The sequence below is a fragment of the Anoxybacteroides rupiense genome (assembly GCF_014196195.1).
Taxonomy (GTDB): Bacteria; Bacillota; Bacilli; order Bacillales; family Anoxybacillaceae; genus Anoxybacteroides; species Anoxybacteroides rupiense.
This window is the reverse complement of sequence record NZ_JACIDF010000010.1, coordinates 23,408-45,069: the sequence shown is the minus strand read 5'-3', so window position 1 is coordinate 45,069 and position 21,662 is coordinate 23,408. Positions and strand designations below refer to the sequence as shown.

Sequence of the window (21,662 nt, the reverse complement as noted above, 5' to 3'; positions counted from 1 at the left end):
AATTTTTTTAGTATTTTTCATATAGATTAACACATGATACATTTGATTTGTAAGATATTTCAGATAAAATGAAATTTTCTAACTAAAAGAAACGAGGGAGAGCGAGAAGATGGGAAATTTGGAAGCGGTTAAGAAAAAATTGCGAGGTTCCATTGCTCCGATTATAACCCCGTTTAACGAGGATGGTTCGATTGATTTTGAAACGCTGGAGCAATTGATCAACTGGCATATTGAGAGCGGTAGCCATGCGATTTCTGTAACGGGAACAACGGGGGAGCCGAGTTCATTGACGCTTGAAGAGCGCGTACAAGTGATGAAAGCAGCGGTTAAAGCGGTGAACGGTCGCGTTCCTTTCGTACCGGGTACAGGTTCGACTAATCATGCTGAAACGCTTTATTTAACAAAGATAGCACAAGAAATTGGCGCCGATGCGGCATTAGTAATTGTTCCATATTATAATAAACCATCTCAGCATGCCCTTTATAAACACTTTAAAGCGGTAGCTGATTCCGTGGATATTCCGATTATTGTCTACAATATTCCAGGAAGAACAGCGGTCAATCTTGAAGTGAAAACACTTGCGAAATTGCGGGAAGATTGTCCAAACATTATCGGGGTGAAGGAGTCCAACAAGGATTTTGAACATGTAAACCGAGTGTTGCTGGAATGCGGAAGAGATTTTCTCCTTTATTCAGGCATTGAACTGTTATGCTATCCAATGTTGGCGATTGGCGGGGCGGGATATATAAGCGCCACAGCTAATGTCGAGCCGAAGAAGGTAGCCGAAATGTACAATGCTTGGAATGCAGGCAACGTCCAACGCGCATTGGAGCTTCATTATGAGTTAATGCCATTAAATGATGTGCTCTTTAAAGACACGAATCCCGCTCCTGTAAAGGCGGCATTAGGCATGATGGGGAAAATTAAACCGGTTCTTCGTCTGCCAATGGACTTACCGACACAGGCTTTGCAAGATGAAATCCGCGAAGTTCTCAAGAGATACGTAGATTTGCCGGAGGAAGTTTCATCGAACTCATGAGACGGTCCTTTTCCATAACATCATAAAAAATAGGGTAAAGGGATGTGAAAAAAGATGGAGAATCAAGGAATAGCCGTTCAAAAATCGGCTCATAAGCAAGTAGACGATGTCCAGCACTATATAAACGGGAAATTTGTAGAGGGCCGGTCAGGAACCAGCTTTGATAACATCAATCCTTTTACAAATGAAGTGATCAACCGTGTAGCAGAAGGCCGCCAGGAGGATGTAAATGAAGCGGTGATGGCAGCGAAAAGAGCGTTTGAGCATGGCCCGTGGGGAACGATGAAAGTGGAAGCGCGAATGAAGTATATAAATCGTATCGCTGATCTGATTGATGAAGAAATTGAGGAAATTGCCTTTTTAGAAGCGCTGGATACGGGACTTCCGATAAGTCAAACGAAAAAGATGACAGCACGGGCTGCGGAAAACTTCCGCTTTTATGCAAGAATGGTTCAAGCCAAATTGCACGGCGAGTCCTACCTGGTTGATAAAGAATTCATCAACTATACCATTTACAAGCCGCTTAGCGTGATTGGACTGATTACACCGTGGAATGCTCCTTTCATGCTGGAAACGTGGAAAGTCGCACCGGCATTAGCAACAGGCAATACAGTCGTATTGAAGCCCGCAGAGCTTTCACCGTTAACAGCTAATAAACTGGCCGAAGTGATTCATAAAGCCGGTCTTCCAGAGGGGGTATTTAATGTCGTCCATGGTTTTGGAGAAACGGCAGGAGCCGCTCTTGTTGCGCATCCAGATGTGAAAGCGATTTCTTTTACAGGTGAAACTACAACAGGCTCGATCATTATGAAAAATTCAGCGGATACATTAAAAAAAGTATCGATGGAGCTTGGTGGAAAATCGCCATTCATTGTATTTGAAGATGCTGATTTAGAGAGGGCGCTTGATGCCGCCGTATGGGGAATTTTCTCGTTCAACGGTGAACGCTGTACCGCAAACTCTCGCGTTTTTCTTCATAAAAACATTAAGCCTCAATTTGTAGAAGCATTAAAAGAGCGTGTAGCCAACATCAAAATAGGAGATCCTTTAGATCCTGCTACACAGCTGGGACCTTTAATTGAAAAAGCCCATTTTAATAAAGTGCAGAGCTACATCGAACTGGCAAAAGAAGAAGGATGTGAGGTGGTACAAGGGAGCGTGCCTGAGGAATTAAGGGAAGGGAACTTTGTCCCGCCAACCTTATTATTAAATGCCAAAAATGAAATGAGAGTATGCCAAGAAGAAATATTTGGCCCTGTGATGGCCGTTATTGAATTTGAGACAGAGGAAGAAGTGATTGCAATGGCCAACGATGTAAGATATGGACTTGCAGGCTACGTCTGGACAAACGATATTAAAAAAGCGCATCGTGTGGCACATGCGGTCGATGCCGGAATGCTATGGATTAATGCTCAAAATGTAAGAGATCTTCGCATTCCGTTTGGCGGTACGAAAGATAGCGGAATTGGCCGAGAAGGCGGACATTATGCCATTTTCGAATTTTACACGGAGCCGAAAGTGATTCATGTAGCAATTGGGGATCACCATATACCTCAATTTGGAAAAAAGAAATAGAGAATCAAAGAAGCAGATAGAATAACAATGGATCGGTGATGAAGGGAATTTCCAAAGGAGAGAGTGAGATGCCAGCTAAAACAGGAAAACAATATATTGAGAGAGTGGATGAGGCGCAGGCAGTTGTCTGGATTAATGGCGAACAAGTAAGAGGAAAGATTTCTGAGCATCCTGCTTTTAAAGGAGTCATGAAAACGCAAGCAGAGATGTATGATATGCAACATGATCCCGCCAAGCGAGATTATATGACATATGTATCGCCAACAACAGGAGAACGTGTAGGGACTTCATTTATCCAGCCAAGAACAAAAGAAGATCTTGTGATGCGCCGCAAGATGATGCAAGAATGGGCCAAATATAATGGAGGAATGATGGGACGTTCTCCAGACTATCTTAACGTTGGCATCATGGCTTACGGCGCAGCTGCCAAAATGTTTGGGAAACAAGATCCGTTTTACGCTAAAAATATGGAAGAATATTACGAGTATTGCAGAGAAAATGATATTTCTCTCACTCATACGCTCATTCAGCCTCAAGTCAATCGGGCGGTCAACGCCGCACAGCTGCCAGATCCTTATATTGCCGCTCGGATTGTGAAGAAAACATCGGAAGGAGTGGTGATTCGCGGAGCGCGTTTGCTTGCAACGCAAGGGGGAATTACAGATGAAATTATGGTATTTCCTTCGACTCTATTAAAACAATCCGAAGAAGAAAACCCATATGCTTACGCATTTGCAATTCCCAATAACACCCCCGGGTTAAAATTTATTTGCCGTGAATCATTCGATTACGGAAAATCCCACTTTGACCACCCGCTAGGATCACGCTTTGAAGAAATGGATACGGTTGTTGTTTTTGATGATGTGGTGGTGCCGTGGAACCGCGTATTTGCACTTGGTGATGTAAGCGTTTGCAACCAGGCGTACAACGAAAGCAATGCCGTTGTTCATATGACGCATCAAGTAGTCGCTAAAAACATTGTGAAAACGGAATTTGTGTTAGGAATTTTACAACTAATGGTGGAAACGATCAACATCGGACAGTTCCAGCATGTCCAAGAAAAAATGTCCGAGGTGATTATCGCGTTAGAAACGATGAAAGCCTACATGACAGCAGCGGAAGCGAACGCAAAAATAGATAAATGGGGGATTATGACGCCTGATTTTACGCCACTAAATATTGCTCGCAATTATTATCCAAAGATTTACCCTCGATTTAGTGAAATTATGCAGCTATTAGGTGCTAGCGGTTTAATGGCTATTCCGTCAGAAGCAGATTTTAAGTCAGACATTCGCCCAGATTTAGATAAGTATTTGCAAGCGGCTAATGGAGAAGCTTACCATCGTGTGAAATTGTACCGTCTTGCTTGGGATGTTTGTATGAGTGCATTCGGCACAAGACAAACCTTATATGAGCGCTTTTTCTTTGGCGATCCTGTCAGAATGGCGAGTGCTTTATATAACGGCTATGATAAGCAAGAATATGTAGATCGTGTGAAAGAGTTTCTCGACCGTTCAGAACAGATGATTCAAAATAATTAAATTCTTTGCGATAGAGGGTTGTGAGATGGTTTTTCAGTTCATCATCTATTGACGAGTTGCCGCAACTAGATCATGAAAGCTAGCAAGAAATCACGGGAAGCCTATATAGATACGACTAAGGAAAAGTACAGCCCATTCAAGAAGAATTTCTATAAGTCTCGACGGTTGGCAAAAAGTGGCTGGGTACGTCAAAGTATGGCCGAGTCCCAAACAACCAATCGCTTACAGGTGTCAATAGGCGAGGGTGGTCGGTTGTCCGACCGTCGAAAAGTGTAGTGAAGGTATTACCACATTCAATAAGTGGGGGAGTTGGTAGGATGGAATTTAATATTATCCGCATTGCGAGAGTAGTGATTAACGTCACGGATTTAGATCGTTCGAGAGATTTTTATGTAAACGCTTTAGGTTTTGTTGAAACAGAGTGTGACGGAGAACATATTTATTTAAGAGGATTAGAAGAGCATACGCATCATAGCTTAGTGTTAAAAAAATCAGATCAACCTGGTGTTCATGCCCTTGGATATAAAGTGGCGTCAGAAGCCGATTTAGATAAATTATCCGCGTTATTTCAAGCAAAAGGCTTGAAAACGAAATGGTTGGAAGAAGGAACGCAATATGCGATCGGCAGAGCATTGCATGTCCATGATGTATCCGGGATGCCATTGGAGTTTTTCTGCAAAATGGATCGGGTGGAGCGGATGCTTCAACGTTATGATCAGTATAAAGGGGCGAGAATCCAGCGCATTGACCATGTAAACTGCATGGTTCCTGATGTAGAAAAAGCCTATGACTTTTTTATGAAAGAATTAGGATTTGCTTGCTCTGAGTACACCGTGACAGAGAAAGAGCGGATTTGGGCAGCATGGCTCCACCGAAAACAAGGGGTACACGATCAAGCTTTTATGAACGGAGAAGGTCCGCGCCTTCATCATATCGGCTTTTGGCTGCCAGATCCATTAGCATTAATCCATTGTTGCGATATACTGGCTTCTATCGGCTATGCAGAAAGTATTGAGAGAGGACCAGGGCGCCACGGACTTTCCAATGCCTTTTTCCTTTATTTAAGAGATCCGGATGGTTATCGAATTGAGCTTTACAACGGGGACTACTTGACAAGTGATCCCGATTTTATTCCGATTCGTTGGGAGTTAGATGACCCGAGACGTCAAACATTTTGGGGGCATAAAGCTCCAGAAAGCTGGTTTAACGAAACGTTTCCGTTTTTAGACATTGATACAGGAGAACCGATTCCTGTCTCCAAAGCGACTTTAGAAAAAATTAAACCAGAATTTATCCTATAGCTGCTTGTCCATGGGATCAAACAGAACGAAGGGGGGATGAGCAGTGGATGATCGGACATTTAGAAATGCAATGGGAAAATTCGCGACAGGAGTAACGGTAATCACAACGGCAGTAGATAGGGACGTTCATGGAATGACAGCCAATGCATTTATGTCGGTTTCTCTTAACCCTCGATTAGTGCTCATTTCGATTGGGGAAAAAGCGAAAATGCTAGAAAAATTGAATCAGTCAGACGCATTCGCTGTCAATATCTTGTCTGAAGATCAGAAGGAATTATCCATGCAGTTTGCAGGACAAATACAGAAAAAGCGCGAGGTAACATTTGAGTGGCTACATGGTATTCCTATTTTAAATGGTGCTTTGGCCAATATTGTCTGCCATGTTTATAGCAAGCAGCTGGCGGGAGACCACACGTTATTTATCGGGGAAGTCATCGATGTGGTTGTGGGGGAAGGGACGCCGCTAACCTTTTTTGCCGGAAAGTATGGAAAAATTGCAAATATATAAAATCGCATGTAGCAGGAGGATGGCTTTTACTTGAACAACCAACCGCTTCTTTAGACGAATGGTGAGATCTGGAAGCGGTATTGTTCGAGAACGCTGAAAAACGACAGGGCGGTGAACTACTCACCACTTAGCTAAAGCTTGAAGTGGGAGCTTCTCAGTTCCACGACGAAAGCCGCCTTTCGTCTCCCTGAGCGTGACTTCGGGTCGTTCCAACCCTAGATGTCCGACAATTCGGAGTTCTTTTGTACCTTGGATATTTTACGCATGGAAGGATCAGCTTGGTTTTCGCATTTTATTTTCTCCATGCAACCTCCTATATCCAGTTATGAAAGAACGACATAGGTTTATTTTACCAAAGGGTCAGACAATTGAACAGGCAAAAGCCTGTCCTTGTCCGAAGTCGATTCATCTCCCACTTTCATCAAGCTTCGCAAGATTTAGAAGTGGGAGACTTCTCGACTGAAGAATGTTAAAAAAATTAAGGTTGATCTGGAGAACAGGGAGGTGTAGCGATGGAAACCGTTTATATCCGGCATCCGATTTCCGCATCCGTCACAGCTCAAATGAGGCCTTGTGTTTTGGCGCTTGGCTTTTTCGACGGCGTTCATCTTGGACATAAAGAAGTTCTAGAGGCTGCCAAAGCAGCGGCGAAGCAAAAGCAGCTCTCCTTTGGCGTTATGACCTTTTATCCTCATCCTAAAGATATTATCCAAGCAAATGAAGAGCCGAGAAAGTATTTAACTCCTTTGCCGATAAAGGAAGAACGGTTTCGAGAGATGGGGGTGGAAAAATTATTCGTGGTCCGTTTTACTCCTGAATTTGCGCGTCTCCGGCCGAAAGATTTCGTCGTCCAATATATCGTAGGCCTTCGTTGTAAGCATGTCGTAGCCGGATTTGATTATCATTACGGATATAAAGGCAAAGGAACGATGGCCACTTTGAAAAAAGAAGGGGACGGAAAGTTTCAAGTAACAGTGATCCATCCGATCAAACGCGAGCAGGAAAAAATCAGTTCTACTGCTATCCGCAATCTGCTGTCTGTTGGGAACGTAGCCTTGATTCCTAGTTATCTTGGTGACTTCTACGAAATAAGAGGGAAAGTCAAAAAAGCGTCGATCTATTATAAAAATAATCAATTTCTTCATATTCTAGTAGATGAAGAATATATGCTGCCAACGCCCGGTATATATAAAGTTTATGTGGAAATAGATGGGCAACGATATAAGGGGACTTGCCAGCAAATTTCTAGCAATGGTAACCAATCATTCCTTTTAGTTCAGCTGACAAATTGCCTTATCAACACGTATGAGAAACGGGTTAAGGTAAAATGGCTTCAATTCTCTTTGCGCAAAGCAAAAGAGGATCACGACATCTATCAATATATGGAGGGAGAGCGAAGAATTATTTAGTCCTGTCTTGATGAAGATTGGATTGAAAAAGGTCTTAACCAATCAGTTCCGTCCTCTGAAAATAATGGAACAAGTCCATCATTTGCAATAGGGGACGCAGGAATGGATACGAAAAATAGCTTGTTTCAGAAAATGGTATATAAGCAAAATCACGAAACCTCTCGCATGCCATATAGCAGAGTAAAGGAAAGCTGTTTGGAAAAGAGTTCATCTGCGTTTGAAGAGATGGCAGAACGGAAACGAGTCGGACGTAAAAAATGAACGACAAAAAAGTGGAGGATTGGTGATATGATGGGACAAAATGAACGGGTCGTTGTTAACCATCAACAGCTCCATTATAAGGAGCTTGCTGCATCGGAGAAATTCAAACAGCTTTTAGCTGTAAAGAAGCGCTTTACCATTTATGTAACCCTATTTTTTCTTATCTTCTCTCTTTTGCTCCCCATTTTGGCATTCTACACTAACATCTTAAAAAAGCCTGCCATAGGCGCTATTTCATGGGCTTGGATATTCGTTTTTGCCCAATTTGTGATGACATGGATCATCTGCCACTTGTATGTAAAAAAAGCGGCTGAATTTGATGACATGGCGGACCAAGTGCTGCTGCATCATCAAGAAGAGGGGGAAAGATGAACATGGATGTAAAAGTTGTGACCCTTTTTACTCTCATCGTTGCCGTCACGCTTCTCATTACTTACTATGCTTCCCAAAAAACAAATAGTGCAAGTTCTTTTTATACGGCAGGCGGGGGGTTAACAGGCTGGCAAAATGGTTTTGCTATTGCAGGGGATTTTATGTCGGCCTCTTCATTTTTAGGGTTGATTGGCGCCATTTCCCTCGTCGGCTATGATGGGATCTTTTTAATGTATGGAGCGCTTGTTTCTTATTTAGTGGTTCTGCTTTTAGTAGCTGAACCTCTGCGAAATCTTGGGAAATATACATTGGCAGATATGATTGTAGAGCGTTTTCAAGCGAGAAAAGTTCGCGGGGTCACAGCCTTTAATGCGCTAACGATTTCTATCTTTTATATGCTGGCCCAACTGGTGGCAGCGGGTGATCTTTTTAAGCTTTTATTGAATATTCGTTATGAAATATCCGTTGTGTTAGTAGGTCTTGTCATGCTAATTTACGTGATTTTTGGAGGAATGACGGCCACAAGCTGGGTGCAGATCACGAAAGCTTTCCTGTTGTTAGGCAGCACATTTGTCATTTTTGTGATGGTGATGGCGAAATTTGATTTTAACTTTTTGCGAGTATTTGAGGAGATGCAGACAGCCACGCCTCTTAAGGAAGCCTATTTAGCTCCGGGGGCGAAATATGCGAACGGTCTTGATGCTTTTTCGTTAACGCTTGGCCTAATATTGGGCACGGCTGGGCTTCCGCACGTTCTTAGTCGCTTTTTAACCGTTCCAAATGCGAAGGTAGCAAGAAAATCTGTCGTTTATTCCATTTGGATTATCGGTTTGTTTTATGTGATGGTGATCTTTTTAGGATTTGCGGCCGCTAAATTTGTAGGGGCGCAAGACATTGTGGCTGCTAATCCAGCCGGGAATATGGCCGCGCCGTTGCTCGCTAAAATATTAGGGGGAGATCTGCTATTTGCTGTGGTATCAGCGGTAGCATTCGCCACGATTTTAGCGGTTGTGGCAGGAATTGTGATAACAGGCGCTACAGCATTTTCACATGACTTTTATAACGAAATTGTCAAAGGAGGGAAGGCGACAGAGAAAGAACAAATTCGCATGGCAAGGTTCGCATCGATCGGAATTACAGTCCTTTCTATTATCCTAGCTTTATTCGTCCAAAAAATGAATGTGGCGTTTTTAGCTTCTTTAGCATTAACAGTAGCAGCCAGCTCGAATTTGCCTGTTATTTTGTATACCGTTTATTGGAGGCGTTTTAACATAACAGGCGCGATTACAGGGATGCTCGTAGGATTGATTGGAACGATTCTCCTTGTTGCATTAAGTCCCAATGTGTGGAGTCCTGAACAAGGGAAGGCTCTTTTCGTTGGCGAACCGATTTTCCCATTAGCGTCACCAGGAATTGTATCGATTCCTCTTGGCTTTTTAGGAGCCTATCTTGGCACAGTCTTTTCAGCGAGAAAAGAGCAGAACGGCAATTTCGAGGAAATATTAGTTAAATCAAATACAGGGAGCGACATAAAAGGAGTTAGTCATCATGGAGTGTAAGGAGAGACCATTTGTACAATCAGTAAGAGGTATCTTTAACCTGCGTAAAGATGAATACAAGGTTTTATCACTATTGAAACGATGGTCATGATGACATTTTCTATAAGGCTCCCTTGTTGGTGAATGGATGCATTTCCGGCCTTATCCTAAAAACGAGGAGACGATTGCGGCGGTCGGACGACCGAGCAACCCTGTTCATTGACAAATGAAACAGCCGGTTGTTCGGTTTAAGCGCGACGAAAAAATAGGATTCTGTTTTTGCGTTGGCTATGTAAGCTCAACTTTCTTATAGAAAAATAAAACAAGGAGCGAGGGATATGAGTAAAGTCAAAGTCAGGGTGAAATTCCGCGGCATCCTGCAAGAGAGGGAAGCGGTCGCTAACTTGGACGAGAATAGGATTGAATTGCAAGGAAGGCATTATCGGGTAGATCAGCTGATGTGGGATGCTCCTATATCAGGTGCTGTATACGGAACGCTGTTCAATTATAAAGGAGCGCTTGCCGCTTTGGGAGAGACTGTATATGAAGCTCCTTATCATGGAGAACCAAAAGCTCCTGTTTTATATATTAAACCGAGAAATACAGTCATTGGTTATGGAATGCCCATTCCATTGCCGGCTGATGCCAGAGAGCTTGAAATCGGCGCGGCGCTCGGAGTTGTGATGGGCCGTACGGCAACTCGTGTGAGCGAGGAACAAGCGCTTGAATTTGTAGCGGGTTATACGATCGTGAATGATGTGAGCATTCCGCATCAAAGTTTTTATCGTCCGGCCATCAAGCAAAAGGCTCGTGACGGTTTTTGCCCAGTCGGCCCTTGGATCGTTGAACAGGATGAAGTACCCGATCCGGATGCATTGGGAGTGCGTGTATGGATTAATGGGGAGTTGCGACAGGAAAATACGACAGCAAATCTCATTCGATCTGTGAGCAGGCTTATTGCTGATGTTACGGATTTTATGACCTTATATGCTGGTGACACGCTGTTAGTAGGAGTGCCGGAAGGAGCGCCGGTCGCAAAGGCAGGAGATCATGTTCGCATTGGAATTGACGGGATTGGCAGTTTGGAGAATACGATTATTCATGAGGATGAATTAGCAGGGGGGCAACGATTATGAAGCGAGCACGAATCGCGTATGCCGGAGCCATTCATCATGCCGTTGAAGAGAATGGCTGTATGAAGCTGGAAGATGGCCGTATCGTTGCTGAACATGAAGTGGTTTGGCTGCCGCCTGTGCAGCCTCGTACAGTGTTTGCCCTTGGGCTTAATTATGCCGATCATGCGAAGGAGCTGTCATTTCAAGCGCCGACAGAACCGCTTGTTTTTTTGAAAGGCCCCAATACGTTTGTTGGTCATCGTGCACAGACGCGGCGTCCCAAGGATGTTGTCAACATGCACTATGAATGTGAACTGGCGGTCGTGATTGGCCGTCCAGCTCGTAGAGTGAAACGAGAAGAGGCATATGACTATATAGCGGGTTATACCATTGCCAACGACTATGCGATTCGCGATTACTTAGAGAATTATTATCGCCCTAATTTAAGGGTGAAAAGCCGGGATACATGCACGCCGATTGGACCATGGCTGGTAGATGCTAAAGACATAGCCGATCCGATGAATTTAACGTTAAAAACATATGTCAATGGCAAGCTGACACAACAGGGGACGACAAGGGATATGATTTTTGACATCCCTGCTCTTATTGAGTATTTAAGCAGTTTTATGACATTGAACAAGGATGATGTGATTTTAACCGGAACTCCTGAAGGGCTAGCCGATACAGCTGTAGGTGACGAAGTGGTCGCTGAGATCGAAGGAATTGGCCGACTTATGAACACCATTATAGCTGACGAATAAAGCGGCTGCTGATGTTGCTTATCGTTCTCGTGGTAATCATTTTTATAAAGAGAAAAGGAACGATGAAGTTTTGGCTGGGGTTCAGATGTTCGGAGTGCTCGAAAGACCGATTTGTTGATCCTAAAAAGCTGCTAGTCATTCAGCTTTTGGAGCGTGCTTGCACGTATGACAGGTTTTCGATCTTGGCTATCCAAAAAAGGCTTTGCCTCATTTTCAAGTGATAGAAAGAGAGGAGAAATCATGCCACATCTGATTATTGAATATACAGACAATCTGAAGGAGACGATTCATATTTCTGATTTATTGGAAAAAGTGAATCAAGTTCTGATCTCTAAAAGCGATATTTTCCCGATTGGAGGTATTCGTTCGCGGGCCGTTGAGCTTCATCATTACCGGATTGCGGATGGAGCTGAGGACGATGCGTTTGTTCATGTGACTTTAAAAATTGGCGCCGGGCGGTCTGAGAAGGAAAAAAAAGAAACCTGTGATCAGCTTTTTGAGGTAATAAAGGATCATTTTGCGGCCGAATTCGCCAAACGTTACTTAGCATTGTCTCTGGAATTAGTGGAATTCAGCGAAACGGGCACCTATAAGCATAACAATATTCATAAACGTTTTAGAACATAGTGTGGGAGATTTGTTCATTAAGCGAGAGCGGATGCAAAGCATCCGTATTTTTTTATGCAGTGTGGTTCAAATAATAAATGAGCAGAAAATGTGGTTTTAACATATCCGAAAAGTTCTGTTACGTTTGTTTTTTGGATATTGAGAAATGCAATAGCCTGATGGGTTTTTTATAGAAAATAATTCATTCCATTTTCATTGTATAAGCGACAATGCCAACACCGAATTGCATGAACCGTTGCACCTGCACTTCGCTGAGAGGCGAGAGACTTTTCGGAGGGGCTATGTTAGCGCGGAAAAACGAATCAGCAACGGTTTTGTTACCTATGTATATTTATGCGTTTTTTGATTTTTTCATTCAGATATATGTGCCCATCTTATTGAACAAATGGATGAGGATGTCATAAATGATTTCATTAATGACTGTAATATTATAGAAAATATTTTAAATTTATAAATAATAATGCTATACTATAATTAATAATGATATCTCATTCAGAAAAGGTGGATCAGCTAGGCTAGGTTATCGTCTAGTTTGTTGGAGCGCCTAAGGGGAGCGCTTACAGGTTTTCTTTAAATCTTAGGGTATAAGGATGGTAAAGATGAGCAACAATCGGATGAGAACAGATGTGATTTTAATTGGTGCTGGAATTATGAGTGCGACGTTGGGAACGTTGTTAAAGGAATTAGCACCAGACTGGGAAATTACAGTATTTGAGAGGCTCGCAGATGCAGGGGATGAGAGCTCTAATGAATGGAATAATGCCGGAACGGGACATGCCGCACTGTGCGAGCTTAATTATACGGTCGAAAAACCGGATGGATCGATCGATATTAGCAAAGCGATCAAAATTAACGAACAGTTTAATGTTTCGTTGCAGTTTTGGTCTTATCTTGTCAAAAGCAAGCTGATTGATCATCCGCAGGATTTTATTATGCCATTGCCTCATATGAGTTTAGTGCAAGGGGAAAAAAATGTCGCGTTTTTGAAAAAACGTTTTGAAGCGCTGGCTAGCAACCCTTTATTTGAGGGAATGGAATTTTCTGATGATCCGAAAAAATTGCAGGAATGGGTTCCGCTCATTATGAAGGATCGGACGCTCAATGAACCTATAGCGGCCACAAGAATCGAATCAGGGACCGATGTCAACTTTGGTGCGTTAACACGCATGCTGTTTGACCACTTGAAACGCAAACATGTGGATATAAGATACAAACATCATGTTGATGATATGAAACGAACTAGCGACGGCTCATGGGAATTGAAAGTCCGAAACCTCGATAGCGGTACGGTCGAGCGACATGTCGCAAAATTTGTCTTTATTGGAGCTGGAGGAGGCAGCTTGCATTTGCTGCAAAAATCCGGTATTCCTGAAGGAAAGGGAATTGGCGGATTTCCGGTAAGCGGAATATTTATGGTGTGCAATAATCCTGATGTTGTAGAGCAACATCATGCCAAGGTTTACGGTAAAGCGAAGGTGGGAGCGCCTCCGATGTCGGTTCCGCATCTTGATACGCGGTTTATTGACAATAAAAAATCGCTGCTATTCGGGCCGTTTGCCGGCTTCTCGCCAAAGTTTTTGAAAAACGGCTCCATGCTTGATTTAATTACTTCTGTAAAGCCGCATAATCTCTTAACGATGCTGGCGGCTGGTGTTAAGAACATGTCGCTGACGAATTACTTGATTCAGCAAGTGATGCTATCGAAAGAGCAGCGCATGGAAGAGCTGCGGGAATTTGTTCCGAGTGCCAGAAGCGAGGATTGGGATTTAATTGTAGCGGGTCAACGTGTGCAAGTGATCAAAGATACGGAGGCTGGCGGAAAAGGAACGCTTCAGTTTGGAACGGAAGTGGTAAGTGCCGCTGATGGTTCGATCGCAGCGTTGCTTGGCGCATCTCCGGGAGCTTCTACCGCTGTACACGTCATGCTCGAAGTGATCACAAGATGCTTCCCTGAACGCATGACAGAGTGGGAGCCGAAAATTAAAGAAATGATTCCTTCCTACGGTGTGCCACTTATGAAAAACCCAGGCCTTCTGCGCGAAATTCATGCTTCAGCTGCAAGAACGCTTGGTTTAAGCGAGGGCATGCCGCTTCCCATGGCCTAAAGTGAACGATAAGAATAAGAAACGGTTTTAAGAATATCGTTTGTTATGATGATTGATTCGTATATAGGGCTGGTTGAACATCGCTAGGGCCCATGTTTGGATCAGCCCTTTTTGTCGCTGCTGATATAGACGGAATGCAGCACATGAGACGGTCGGATGCTCGAACCATATCGCTTTTAACAGCTCATTGAATGGGTTGGAAATGATATGGTTCGGGCTTTTTCTATGTAAAGTTGAAATGAAGCGGTCTATTTTATTCCTAAATTTAAAAAAAGAATGGCACAACGCATATAGCCTATGAATATTTTCGGATGATAGATGGCGGCGTGATGAGGTGTTGGCTGAGGCGGCTCCATGCCAAAGTGGATGGCTTATTTTTAGGGGAAGTGGCTGGTTCATAATTGATCCATGTGCGTTATGATGGAACTATAAAAAGCATGAAACGGAGATGATGTAAAATGTCATGGACTGTATTGCTTTGTATCGTCATGGGAAGTTTATTAAAAATAGTGATCACTTCCCTTCCCTCTGGGGTTGTTGAGTGGATGACCGATAAATTTCAAATTCATTCAAAACTCAATCAGGAGAATAGCATTGTGACGATGGCTAATCAGAGACTGGAGGGGGAAGAAAAGGCAAAAATAATCCGTTACTTTAATGACGCCTCGTTTAAAGAACGGCATTATATATGGCCGGGCACGGAACAGAGCTATTTGCATCCGACAGATAGCGGAACGTTGATTATCGTTGATACGAAAAGTTCTAAAAAAGATGTAAGACTATTCATTTATTGCTACAACGACCGCGTGGAGGTTATCAAACAGTATAAGAAAAAAATGCTGGCGTATCGTCTTTTTCCGGGAAATTTAGTTCGTTATGCACAGCGGCTCGCAACGGATATTTCTGGATCTGAAAATCCTCATGTTTGTGCTAGTGGCGAATGAAAAAGAAGACAGATGCTCGTGGCTAACGAATTTGGTCAGCTTCATAAACGAAATGGAAAGCAGGGAAAAAGGCGGCTGTTCATTCGTTGTCAGATTAAATGGATTCACTTATTCTTGTATTGTCACCAAACTGTAAAGATGGAAAAAGGAAAGCAAGTGGTTTGTCCGCATGACAAAGGCCGGAGCAACAACGCTTTCGGCGCCGTTGTTGCTGACTTTGTGAAGTGTTGAACTCGATATCTACAAAATGGTAACGTCAAGTTAGAATGGGGCGTAAGTATCACGGTAACACCGTATGAATAAATATTCGTTTCATTTTGATGAACTTAGGAAGGAGAAAATCGATGAAATTTGCCATTATGCTTGTTTTGCTGATAGGAGTGGTCTCCCTTATAGGAACCATATTAGTGGCAAGAACGGTGGAGACGAACTATGGGAAATCGATTAAGCGGAATATCGGGAATTTGACGATTATCTATGTGATCCTAATTTTGGGACTTCTTATCGGGCTGGTCTGGTATGCATTTGTTGCTTTATAGCTTGACTAGCGGCCTAGCTGTCGTTAGACGGTGGAAATTTTTTATCATCGGATTGGAGCAAGCGAGGGATCTCTTCAACATGGCTGGAATCATCAACTTCATGAAAGTAGCCAGCCAATAAAAAAACGGTAAGGATGGGTTAAGATGGATTGGAAACCGAATCGTGCGGATAAGAAACCGATTTATAAGCAGATTGCCGATTATATTGAACAAGGAATTTCATCGGGAATATTCCCGCCGGACCGTTTGCTGCCTTCCGAACGTGCTCTTGCAAACGAATTGCAGGTGAATCGAAGCACTGTTTCTGCAGCTTATGAATGGCTGGAGTCTCTCGGAATAGTCGAGCGTAAAAAGGGAAGCGGCACACGAGTGAGTACGGATATATGGGGAATATCGCATAAACGCATCCCCAATTGGGGACGGTATGTCGAGGATGGCTCTTTTTTGCCTAATCTTCCGCTAGTGCAGCGAATTCGCACGGAAACACAAAAAAATGATTTAATTAATTTAGCAAGCGGCGAATTGACGCCAAGCTTGTTCCCAGCTGAACAATTTAAGAAAATTTTTGCTGAACAGCTGTTTACTGGACATCTCGGCTATGACCATCCCCAAGGAAATGAAGTGTTGCGGGAAACTATTGCTTCTCATGTGAGAGAGTACAAAAATATTGAGACGAGCTCTTCTTCTATTCTCATTACATCGGGAGCGCAACAAGCTCTTTATTTGATTGTTCAATGTTTATTAAAGCCAGGAGATGCGGTTGCCATTGAGGATCCGTCCTACTGTTTTTCTCTCCCTGTTTTTCAGTCTGCCGGGCTAAGAACGTATTTTTTGCCTGTAGACAAGCACGGCATGAATCCTGACGATCTTCTGTCCTTGCACAAGAAGCATCGGATTCGCATGGTTTTTTTAAACCCTGAACACCATAACCCTACAGGAACGGTCCTTTCTTTAGAGCGCCGAAAAAAAGTGCTGGAGCTATCGGCTGAATTCGGTATCCCCATCATTGAAGACGATCCTTATAGTTTAACGACCTTTGATGGAAGAATCCATCCCCCTTTAAAATCGATGGATGATGCGGGGAATATCTTGTATATTAGTTCTCTATCCAAAATTGCCGCATCGGGATTGCGAATTGGATGGGTGATTGGCCCGCCGAAGGTGATTCAGCGACTAGCCGATGCGAAACAGCAAGTGGATTTTGGACATAGCATTTTTCCGCAGTGGATCGCCAATGAATTTTTAGCGTCCTCACATTTTCATACACATATAGCGATGCTGCAAAAGAAATTAGAACAACAAAGAGATGTGCTGATTTCCAGCCTTGCCGACCAATTGGGCAGCCAAGTGGATTTTTTTATCCCAAAAGGAGGAATCCATCTATGGTGCAAACTAAATCGCCCGATGAATGAGCATCATTTACTTGAGGAAGCAATGAAAAGAGGAGTGGCGTTCGTTCCGGGAAGCATTTTAGGTTCAAAAAAAGGCTATGTACGCTTTACGTTTGGACGAGAAGAGTCACGCTTCATCCGGGAGGGAGTTTCCCGATTTGCAGAGGCGTTTAAAAGCATTCAGTCGGTTCCAAAGTAATCGAATCATTTCTGCCTTTGGGATGCAGGCCCCACTATTTTCAAAGTAGTGAATCGGGTTTTTGTTGAAGAAAGATAGAATGAGAAAATGGGGGCGCCTCAGCTTTTGGGAAGAACCTTGATCGATGGATTGAGCGACCAAGATCGAGTAAAGACATATTAAGATAACTGAAAGTTTCATGATTTTGTGAAAAAGCTTAAGAAGTTCATTGTGCAGAAGCGTCTCATGATAGCGGTTGGACAACATGATAAGATGAGCGTTAAACCTGTTTCTTTTTTTGGTTTGCCCCAAAAGCGAACGCTAGACCAATGCTTTTGGGGCTTCTTGCTTCTACTTACTTTTTCCATTTTACGCTTTCTTGTTTCTCCTCATTTACTAGGAGCTGGAAAACATCCGGCCTTGAATAATGGCCTACTACATCAAAGTCAAATTGACTGTAAGCAATATCTCGCAAATCAAGATCTGCGATAAGCATCTCTTCTTTGCCAAAAACAGGTCCCTTTATATATTCACCTAAAGGTCCAACGATCGCACTGCCTCCTAAACACATTTCCTCTGGAGAAGAGGATAAATCATCGTAGCAAGCTAGATCAGTAGGATACATGTCCTTGGTCACATATTGGTTGCAAGATAAAACGAAACATCTGCCTTCTGCGGCGATATGCCGAATCGTAGATTGCCATAGCTCTCTGGAGTCTGCTGTCGGAGCGATATAAATTTGAATTCCTTTCGCATACATCGCTACTCGGGCCAGCGGCATGTAATTTTCCCAGCAAATTAACGCCCCTATTTTGCCATAAGGTGTATCAAAAACGGGAAGAGTGCTTCCGTCTCCTTCTCCCCAAATGAATCGTTCTGAACCAGTGGGTTTGAGCTTGCGGTGCTTTCCCAGCAATTTTCCGTCTGGTCCAAAGAATAATACGGAGCAATATAAAGTGCCTTTGCTAGATTCATTGTCTCTCTCAATGACGCCAATAACGAGATACACCCCGGCTTTGCGTGCTGCTTCTCCTAATTTCTCAGTAGTTTCGCTAGAAACAGGAACGGAGTTTTCCCAATAACGAAGCCAATCCTTCCGTCCTTCTGATGAACGGCTCCCGACAGTTGTCCCGAAGCTGAGTCCCCTTGGATAGGCTGGAATAAACGCTTCAGGGAATACAACGATGTTCGCTCCTTTTTCCCCTGCTTGCTGTATGAACGAAATGGCTTTTTCGGTACTCGCTTTCCGATCCATAATGACAGAAGCTGTTTGCACAACCGCTACTCGCACATGATGTTGCTGAACCATGAGAAATCCTCCTCTTTTCAGTAGAATAACTCTATCATTGTTATGATAATGGAAAATCTATGCTTTGTGCCCAGCCAATAGAATCCATAATGTCCCATCCATTTTCCCTTAACACAATTGGGCGAGGATGGTTCTATCGATCAACGCAGCTTTTTGGCGCTACGGTTTCTATCTTAGGTTGGAGTGTATGTTGTTTTTCGGTCATCGGACGACTAACGGTCACTATATATAAATCAAATGAAAATAAAGGACAAAAGCAAGAATTTGACTATAATTTTGGAATTTATGTAAAATAATTTCTTTATGTGGTATAATGCATACAGATTAGTAAAATACGTGGTCTATACTGGTTATGATCTTATACGAAAGGAGAGGAAAAGAGCATGTGGTGGTTGATTGGGCGTATAAAAGAAAAGGCATCCATGATTTGAACCCTGAAGAAAATGCCAAGCACGTTTCATGGTCAGAACAGGCCTATATGGAAGCCCATATGCAGAATATGAGAAATGATCATCATGATAACGGCCCGATTTAGGGTTCCACGATAAGAAAACAGTGAAGATGTATCGATTCTATTTTGCCTCTTGACAAAAGCTACTCTGTATCTACTCCCCAGTCATTTTACTCAGCATGAATCGTCATAATCAATGTCAAAACGAAACGGAGAGGAAGATCCACTTGCCGATTGGAAGCATTAATCACCTAACGTTCTCTGTATCCGATTTAGAAAAATCCGTTCGCTTTTACCAGCAAGTATTCGGTGCAAAGCTATTGGTCAAAGGACGAAATTTAGCCTATTTTGATCTAAATGGAATGTGGCTTGCTCTGAATGTCCAAAAAGATATTCCGCGAAACGAAATCCGGCACTCATATACTCATATCGCTTTTTCCGTCAAAGAAGAAGACTTCGATGATCTTGTTCAAAGGCTGAAAGAGCTAGATGTGGCCATAATTCCAAGCAGAGAAAGAGATGAAAGAGACAAGCGCTCTGTTTATTTTACGGATCCTGACGGGCACAAGTTCGAATTTCACACCGGCAGTTTGAATGATCGGTTGGCTTATTACAAAAGCGAGAAGCATCATATGCAGTTTTTTACTTAATATCATCATGCGATGAAGAGGAGAGTAAATACATTCATTCTTTTCAGAGAGCTCCGGTAGCTGGGAAGGAGTAAGAATGGTTTATTGAAGCAAGCCTTGGAGCATCGCACGGGAACCGAAAAAAAAAAGGGGGATCGTGTGACAGGTGGCGCCTGTTATAGAGCTAAGGTATTCGTGTACCTACTGAGTTTAACATCTTTCCGAAATTCATCTCCCACTTCTAAACGAAGTGAAAGTGGGAGATGAATTTCGGTTAGGCGTAGCCTAAAGTGGTCTCTTTTTTTGTGTGTTATGATATAATTAGTTTTAGAAAAATGAAAGGCCGTTGTATCAATGAAATGAGACAATAATAACCATTCAGTGTTCCTGTTGTATTATCATCTTGTTCTGGTTGTAAAATATCGCAGAAAAGTGATTGATGATACCATATCTGACTATGCAAAAGATATGTTTGTGAGATTGGGTAAAAATTACGATATTTCCTTGGTCGAATGGAATCACGATATGGACCATGTGCATATTTTGTTCAAAGCACATCCAAATAGTGAACGATCAAAGTTCATCAATGCCTATAAAAGTGCAAGTTCTCGACTGATCAAAAAGCATTTTCCGAAAGTGAAAAGAAAACGGTGGAAAGAATATTTTTGGTCAAGAAGCTTTTGCCTGCTTACAACGGGTGGTGCGCCCATTGAAGTAATAAAAATATATAGAAAATCAAGGTATGAAGTGATGTGGTGTCGATATGGCAAACAAAGCCTATCAGTTCCGTCTATACCCAACAAAAGAACAAGAACAACTGCTCGCCAAAACTTTCGGTTGTGTCCGTTTCGTGTATAACAAAATGCTTGAAGAACGCATACAAATTTTTGAAAAGTTCAAGGACGATAAAGAATCCTTGAAACAGCAAAAATTTCCGACCCCTACCAAGTACAAAAAGGAGTTTCCTTGGCTAAAAGAAGTGGATAGCCTTGCGCTGGCAAATGCCCAATTGAATTTGCAGAAGGCGTTTCAAAACTTCTTTTCTGGCCGCGCTGGATTTCCAAAGTTCAAAAACCGCAAGGCGAAACAGTCGTACACCACAAATGTGGTGAATGGCAACATGAAGCTTTCAGATGGCTATATCAAGCTGCCCAAACTGAAATGGATCAAGCTCAAGCAACATCGGGAGATTCCTGCCCACCATATCATCAAGGCTTGTACGATCACGAAAACAAAAACAGGAAAATACTATATTTCTATTCTCACAGAGTACGAACATCAACCTGCACCAAAAGAAGTACAAACGGTTGTTGGGCTTGACTTTTCCATGAATATGCTGTATGTCGATAGCGAGGGTAAGAGAGCCAATTATCCTCGATTCTATCGCAAAGTATTGGAAAAATTAGCGAAAGAACAGCGTAAATGGTCTCGTAAAAAGGAAGGCTCTAATCGTTGGCATAAACAGCGTCTGAAAGCAGCGAAGTTGCATGAGAAAATTGCCAATCAGCGCAAGGACTTTCTGCATAAGGAATCGCACAAATTAGCGAAACGGTATGATTGCGTGGTGATTGAAGACCTCAACATGAAAGCAATGTCCCAAGCCCTCCATTTCGGTCAAAGCGTTCATGATAACGGCTGGGGCATGTTTATCACTTTCCTTCGGTACAAATTGGAAGAACAGGGGAAGAAGCTGATCAAAATCGACAAATGGTTTCCATCATCAAAAACTTGTTCGTGCTGCGGTAAAGTTAGGAAGTCTCTATCGCTTTCTGAGCGTACATTCCGCTGTGAATGTGGATTCGAGAGCGACAGGGACGTCAATGCGGCCATCAATATCAAACATGAGGGCATGAAACGATTAGCGATAGTCTAACTTGTCCTCGAACCGTGGGGCACACGGGGATCGCTCGGTCAACTTCTCATCATGAGATGGGATTACCCGAGAAGCCCCCACCTCTAAGCGAAGCGTAGGTGGGGGGAGTATGTCACTATGGTGACATATTAATAAAATGGGGTGGCATCGCGAATGAAAATTCGTCCCCAAGACCTAGTGTCTTGGGGCGAATTTT

At 42.9% G+C, this 21,662-nt stretch carries 20 protein-coding genes and 1 pseudogene; 20 read left to right on the top strand and 1 reads right to left on the bottom strand.

Translation table 11 applies throughout. From position 1 onward, the window contains the following. Positions 1-109: 109 nt before the first annotated feature. The 16 genes from hpaI (at position 110) to pdxR (ending at position 17,225) form a co-directional block, all read left to right on the top strand. Positions 110-1,039 carry a 2,4-dihydroxyhept-2-ene-1,7-dioic acid aldolase gene (hpaI, locus tag GGQ95_RS14780; protein ID WP_044742086.1) on the top strand — a complete coding sequence of 310 codons (930 nt, stop codon included), beginning with the start codon at positions 110-112 and terminating at the stop codon, positions 1,037-1,039. Positions 1,040-1,093: 54 nt separating this feature from the next. Beyond that, positions 1,094-2,614: a 5-carboxymethyl-2-hydroxymuconate semialdehyde dehydrogenase gene (hpaE, locus tag GGQ95_RS14775; RefSeq protein ID WP_183187055.1), complete on the top strand. Its 1,521-nt coding sequence runs from the start codon at positions 1,094-1,096 to the stop codon at positions 2,612-2,614. 68 nt (positions 2,615-2,682) lie between these two features. Beyond that, on the top strand, positions 2,683-4,155 hold the full coding sequence (hpaB, locus tag GGQ95_RS14770) for a 4-hydroxyphenylacetate 3-monooxygenase, oxygenase component (protein ID WP_066149431.1): 1,473 nt from the start codon (positions 2,683-2,685) through the stop codon (positions 4,153-4,155). Positions 4,156-4,472: 317 nt separating this feature from the next. Next, a complete protein-coding gene (gene hpaD, locus GGQ95_RS14765) occupies positions 4,473-5,456 on the top strand; it encodes a 3,4-dihydroxyphenylacetate 2,3-dioxygenase (protein ID WP_183187054.1) in 984 nt (327 codons plus the stop codon). A 43-nt stretch (positions 5,457-5,499) separates the two neighbouring features. Continuing rightward, positions 5,500-5,964 (top strand): flavin reductase family protein, encoded by a 465-nt coding sequence (locus tag GGQ95_RS14760; RefSeq protein ID WP_044742090.1) that lies wholly within the window; start codon positions 5,500-5,502, stop codon positions 5,962-5,964. 512 nt (positions 5,965-6,476) lie between these two features. Then, positions 6,477-7,373, top strand: a complete 897-nt coding sequence (locus GGQ95_RS14755; protein ID WP_159719501.1) for a cytidyltransferase — start codon at positions 6,477-6,479, stop codon at positions 7,371-7,373. Positions 7,374-7,475: 102 nt separating this feature from the next. Then, on the top strand, positions 7,476-7,634 hold the full coding sequence (locus GGQ95_RS14750) for a hypothetical protein (protein ID WP_156450541.1): 159 nt from the start codon (positions 7,476-7,478) through the stop codon (positions 7,632-7,634). 27 nt (positions 7,635-7,661) lie between these two features. Further along, positions 7,662-8,006 (top strand): DUF485 domain-containing protein, encoded by a 345-nt coding sequence (locus GGQ95_RS14745; protein WP_231734655.1) that lies wholly within the window; start codon positions 7,662-7,664, stop codon positions 8,004-8,006. Positions 8,007-8,008: 2 nt separating this feature from the next. Further along, positions 8,009-9,565, top strand: coding sequence for a solute symporter family protein (locus GGQ95_RS14740; protein ID WP_044742092.1), 1,557 nt, complete (start codon positions 8,009-8,011; stop codon positions 9,563-9,565). A 317-nt stretch (positions 9,566-9,882) separates the two neighbouring features. Then, positions 9,883-10,680, top strand: coding sequence for a fumarylacetoacetate hydrolase family protein (locus GGQ95_RS14735; protein WP_066149439.1), 798 nt, complete (start codon positions 9,883-9,885; stop codon positions 10,678-10,680). Continuing rightward, a complete protein-coding gene (locus GGQ95_RS14730; RefSeq protein WP_183187053.1) occupies positions 10,677-11,420 on the top strand; it encodes a fumarylacetoacetate hydrolase family protein in 744 nt (247 codons plus the stop codon). Before GGQ95_RS14735 ends, GGQ95_RS14730 begins: the two co-directional genes overlap by 4 nt. A gap of 240 nt (positions 11,421-11,660) precedes the next feature. Continuing rightward, positions 11,661-12,047: a 5-carboxymethyl-2-hydroxymuconate Delta-isomerase gene (locus GGQ95_RS14725; protein WP_044742096.1), complete on the top strand. Its 387-nt coding sequence runs from the start codon at positions 11,661-11,663 to the stop codon at positions 12,045-12,047. 599 nt (positions 12,048-12,646) lie between these two features. After that, positions 12,647-14,152 carry a malate:quinone oxidoreductase gene (locus GGQ95_RS14720; protein WP_066149443.1) on the top strand — a complete coding sequence of 502 codons (1,506 nt, stop codon included), beginning with the start codon at positions 12,647-12,649 and terminating at the stop codon, positions 14,150-14,152. Positions 14,153-14,610: 458 nt separating this feature from the next. Continuing rightward, a complete protein-coding gene (locus GGQ95_RS14715) occupies positions 14,611-15,096 on the top strand; it encodes a YfmQ family protein (protein WP_082741701.1) in 486 nt (161 codons plus the stop codon). 344 nt (positions 15,097-15,440) lie between these two features. Further along, entirely contained in the window at positions 15,441-15,635 is a 195-nt protein-coding gene (locus tag GGQ95_RS14710) for a hypothetical protein (protein ID WP_044742100.1), read from the top strand. A gap of 144 nt (positions 15,636-15,779) precedes the next feature. Then, positions 15,780-17,225: a MocR-like pyridoxine biosynthesis transcription factor PdxR gene (pdxR, locus tag GGQ95_RS14705; protein ID WP_159719505.1), complete on the top strand. Its 1,446-nt coding sequence runs from the start codon at positions 15,780-15,782 to the stop codon at positions 17,223-17,225. 334 nt (positions 17,226-17,559) lie between these two features. On the opposite strand, the gene GGQ95_RS14700 is transcribed toward pdxR, so the two are convergent. Next, positions 17,560-18,513 (bottom strand): carbon-nitrogen hydrolase family protein, encoded by a 954-nt coding sequence (locus GGQ95_RS14700; protein WP_183187052.1) that lies wholly within the window; start codon positions 18,511-18,513, stop codon positions 17,560-17,562. Between the two features lie 385 nt (positions 18,514-18,898). Here GGQ95_RS14700 and GGQ95_RS14695 point away from each other — a divergent pair, with 385 nt between their 5' ends. The 4 genes and pseudogenes from GGQ95_RS14695 to GGQ95_RS14680 all read left to right on the top strand — a co-directional run bounded on the left by GGQ95_RS14695 (position 18,899) and on the right by GGQ95_RS14680 (position 21,466). Further along, a complete protein-coding gene (locus tag GGQ95_RS14695; RefSeq protein ID WP_231734656.1) occupies positions 18,899-19,048 on the top strand; it encodes a hypothetical protein in 150 nt (49 codons plus the stop codon). A gap of 143 nt (positions 19,049-19,191) precedes the next feature. Then, the gene (fosB, locus tag GGQ95_RS14690; RefSeq protein WP_080859834.1) at positions 19,192-19,614 is read left to right on the top strand and encodes a metallothiol transferase FosB; all 423 of its coding nucleotides are present in this window, start codon (positions 19,192-19,194) and stop codon (positions 19,612-19,614) included. 360 nt (positions 19,615-19,974) lie between these two features. Next, positions 19,975-20,344 (top strand): annotated as a pseudogene (gene tnpA / locus GGQ95_RS14685) (IS200/IS605 family transposase). 12 nt (positions 20,345-20,356) lie between these two features. Next, complete coding sequence (locus GGQ95_RS14680) at positions 20,357-21,466, top strand: RNA-guided endonuclease InsQ/TnpB family protein (protein WP_183187051.1); 1,110 nt, start codon at positions 20,357-20,359, stop codon at positions 21,464-21,466. Positions 21,467-21,662: the final 196 nt, after the last annotated feature.

Excerpts from the sequence above, each read along its gene's own strand:
- GGQ95_RS14730 (WP_183187053.1), top strand. The coding sequence starts at position 10,677 with ATGAAGCGAGCACGAATCGCGTATGCCGGAGCCATTCATCATGCCGTT.
- GGQ95_RS14720 (WP_066149443.1), top strand. The coding sequence starts at position 12,647 with ATGAGCAACAATCGGATGAGAACAGATGTGATTTTAATTGGTGCTGGA.
- hpaE (WP_183187055.1), top strand. The coding sequence starts at position 1,094 with ATGGAGAATCAAGGAATAGCCGTTCAAAAATCGGCTCATAAGCAAGTA.
- GGQ95_RS14745 (WP_231734655.1), top strand. The coding sequence starts at position 7,662 with ATGATGGGACAAAATGAACGGGTCGTTGTTAACCATCAACAGCTCCAT.
- GGQ95_RS14710 (WP_044742100.1), top strand. The coding sequence starts at position 15,441 with ATGAAATTTGCCATTATGCTTGTTTTGCTGATAGGAGTGGTCTCCCTT.
- GGQ95_RS14700 (WP_183187052.1), bottom strand. The coding sequence starts at position 18,513 with ATGGTTCAGCAACATCATGTGCGAGTAGCGGTTGTGCAAACAGCTTCT.
- hpaI (WP_044742086.1), top strand. The coding sequence starts at position 110 with ATGGGAAATTTGGAAGCGGTTAAGAAAAAATTGCGAGGTTCCATTGCT.
- GGQ95_RS14755 (WP_159719501.1), top strand. The coding sequence starts at position 6,477 with ATGGAAACCGTTTATATCCGGCATCCGATTTCCGCATCCGTCACAGCT.
- GGQ95_RS14725 (WP_044742096.1), top strand. The coding sequence starts at position 11,661 with ATGCCACATCTGATTATTGAATATACAGACAATCTGAAGGAGACGATT.
- GGQ95_RS14750 (WP_156450541.1), top strand. The coding sequence starts at position 7,476 with ATGGATACGAAAAATAGCTTGTTTCAGAAAATGGTATATAAGCAAAAT.
- GGQ95_RS14740 (WP_044742092.1), top strand. The coding sequence starts at position 8,009 with ATGGATGTAAAAGTTGTGACCCTTTTTACTCTCATCGTTGCCGTCACG.
- hpaD (WP_183187054.1), top strand. The coding sequence starts at position 4,473 with ATGGAATTTAATATTATCCGCATTGCGAGAGTAGTGATTAACGTCACG.
- GGQ95_RS14680 (WP_183187051.1), top strand. The coding sequence starts at position 20,357 with ATGGCAAACAAAGCCTATCAGTTCCGTCTATACCCAACAAAAGAACAA.
- GGQ95_RS14715 (WP_082741701.1), top strand. The coding sequence starts at position 14,611 with ATGTCATGGACTGTATTGCTTTGTATCGTCATGGGAAGTTTATTAAAA.
- hpaB (WP_066149431.1), top strand. The coding sequence starts at position 2,683 with ATGCCAGCTAAAACAGGAAAACAATATATTGAGAGAGTGGATGAGGCG.
- GGQ95_RS14735 (WP_066149439.1), top strand. The coding sequence starts at position 9,883 with ATGAGTAAAGTCAAAGTCAGGGTGAAATTCCGCGGCATCCTGCAAGAG.
- pdxR (WP_159719505.1), top strand. The coding sequence starts at position 15,780 with ATGGATTGGAAACCGAATCGTGCGGATAAGAAACCGATTTATAAGCAG.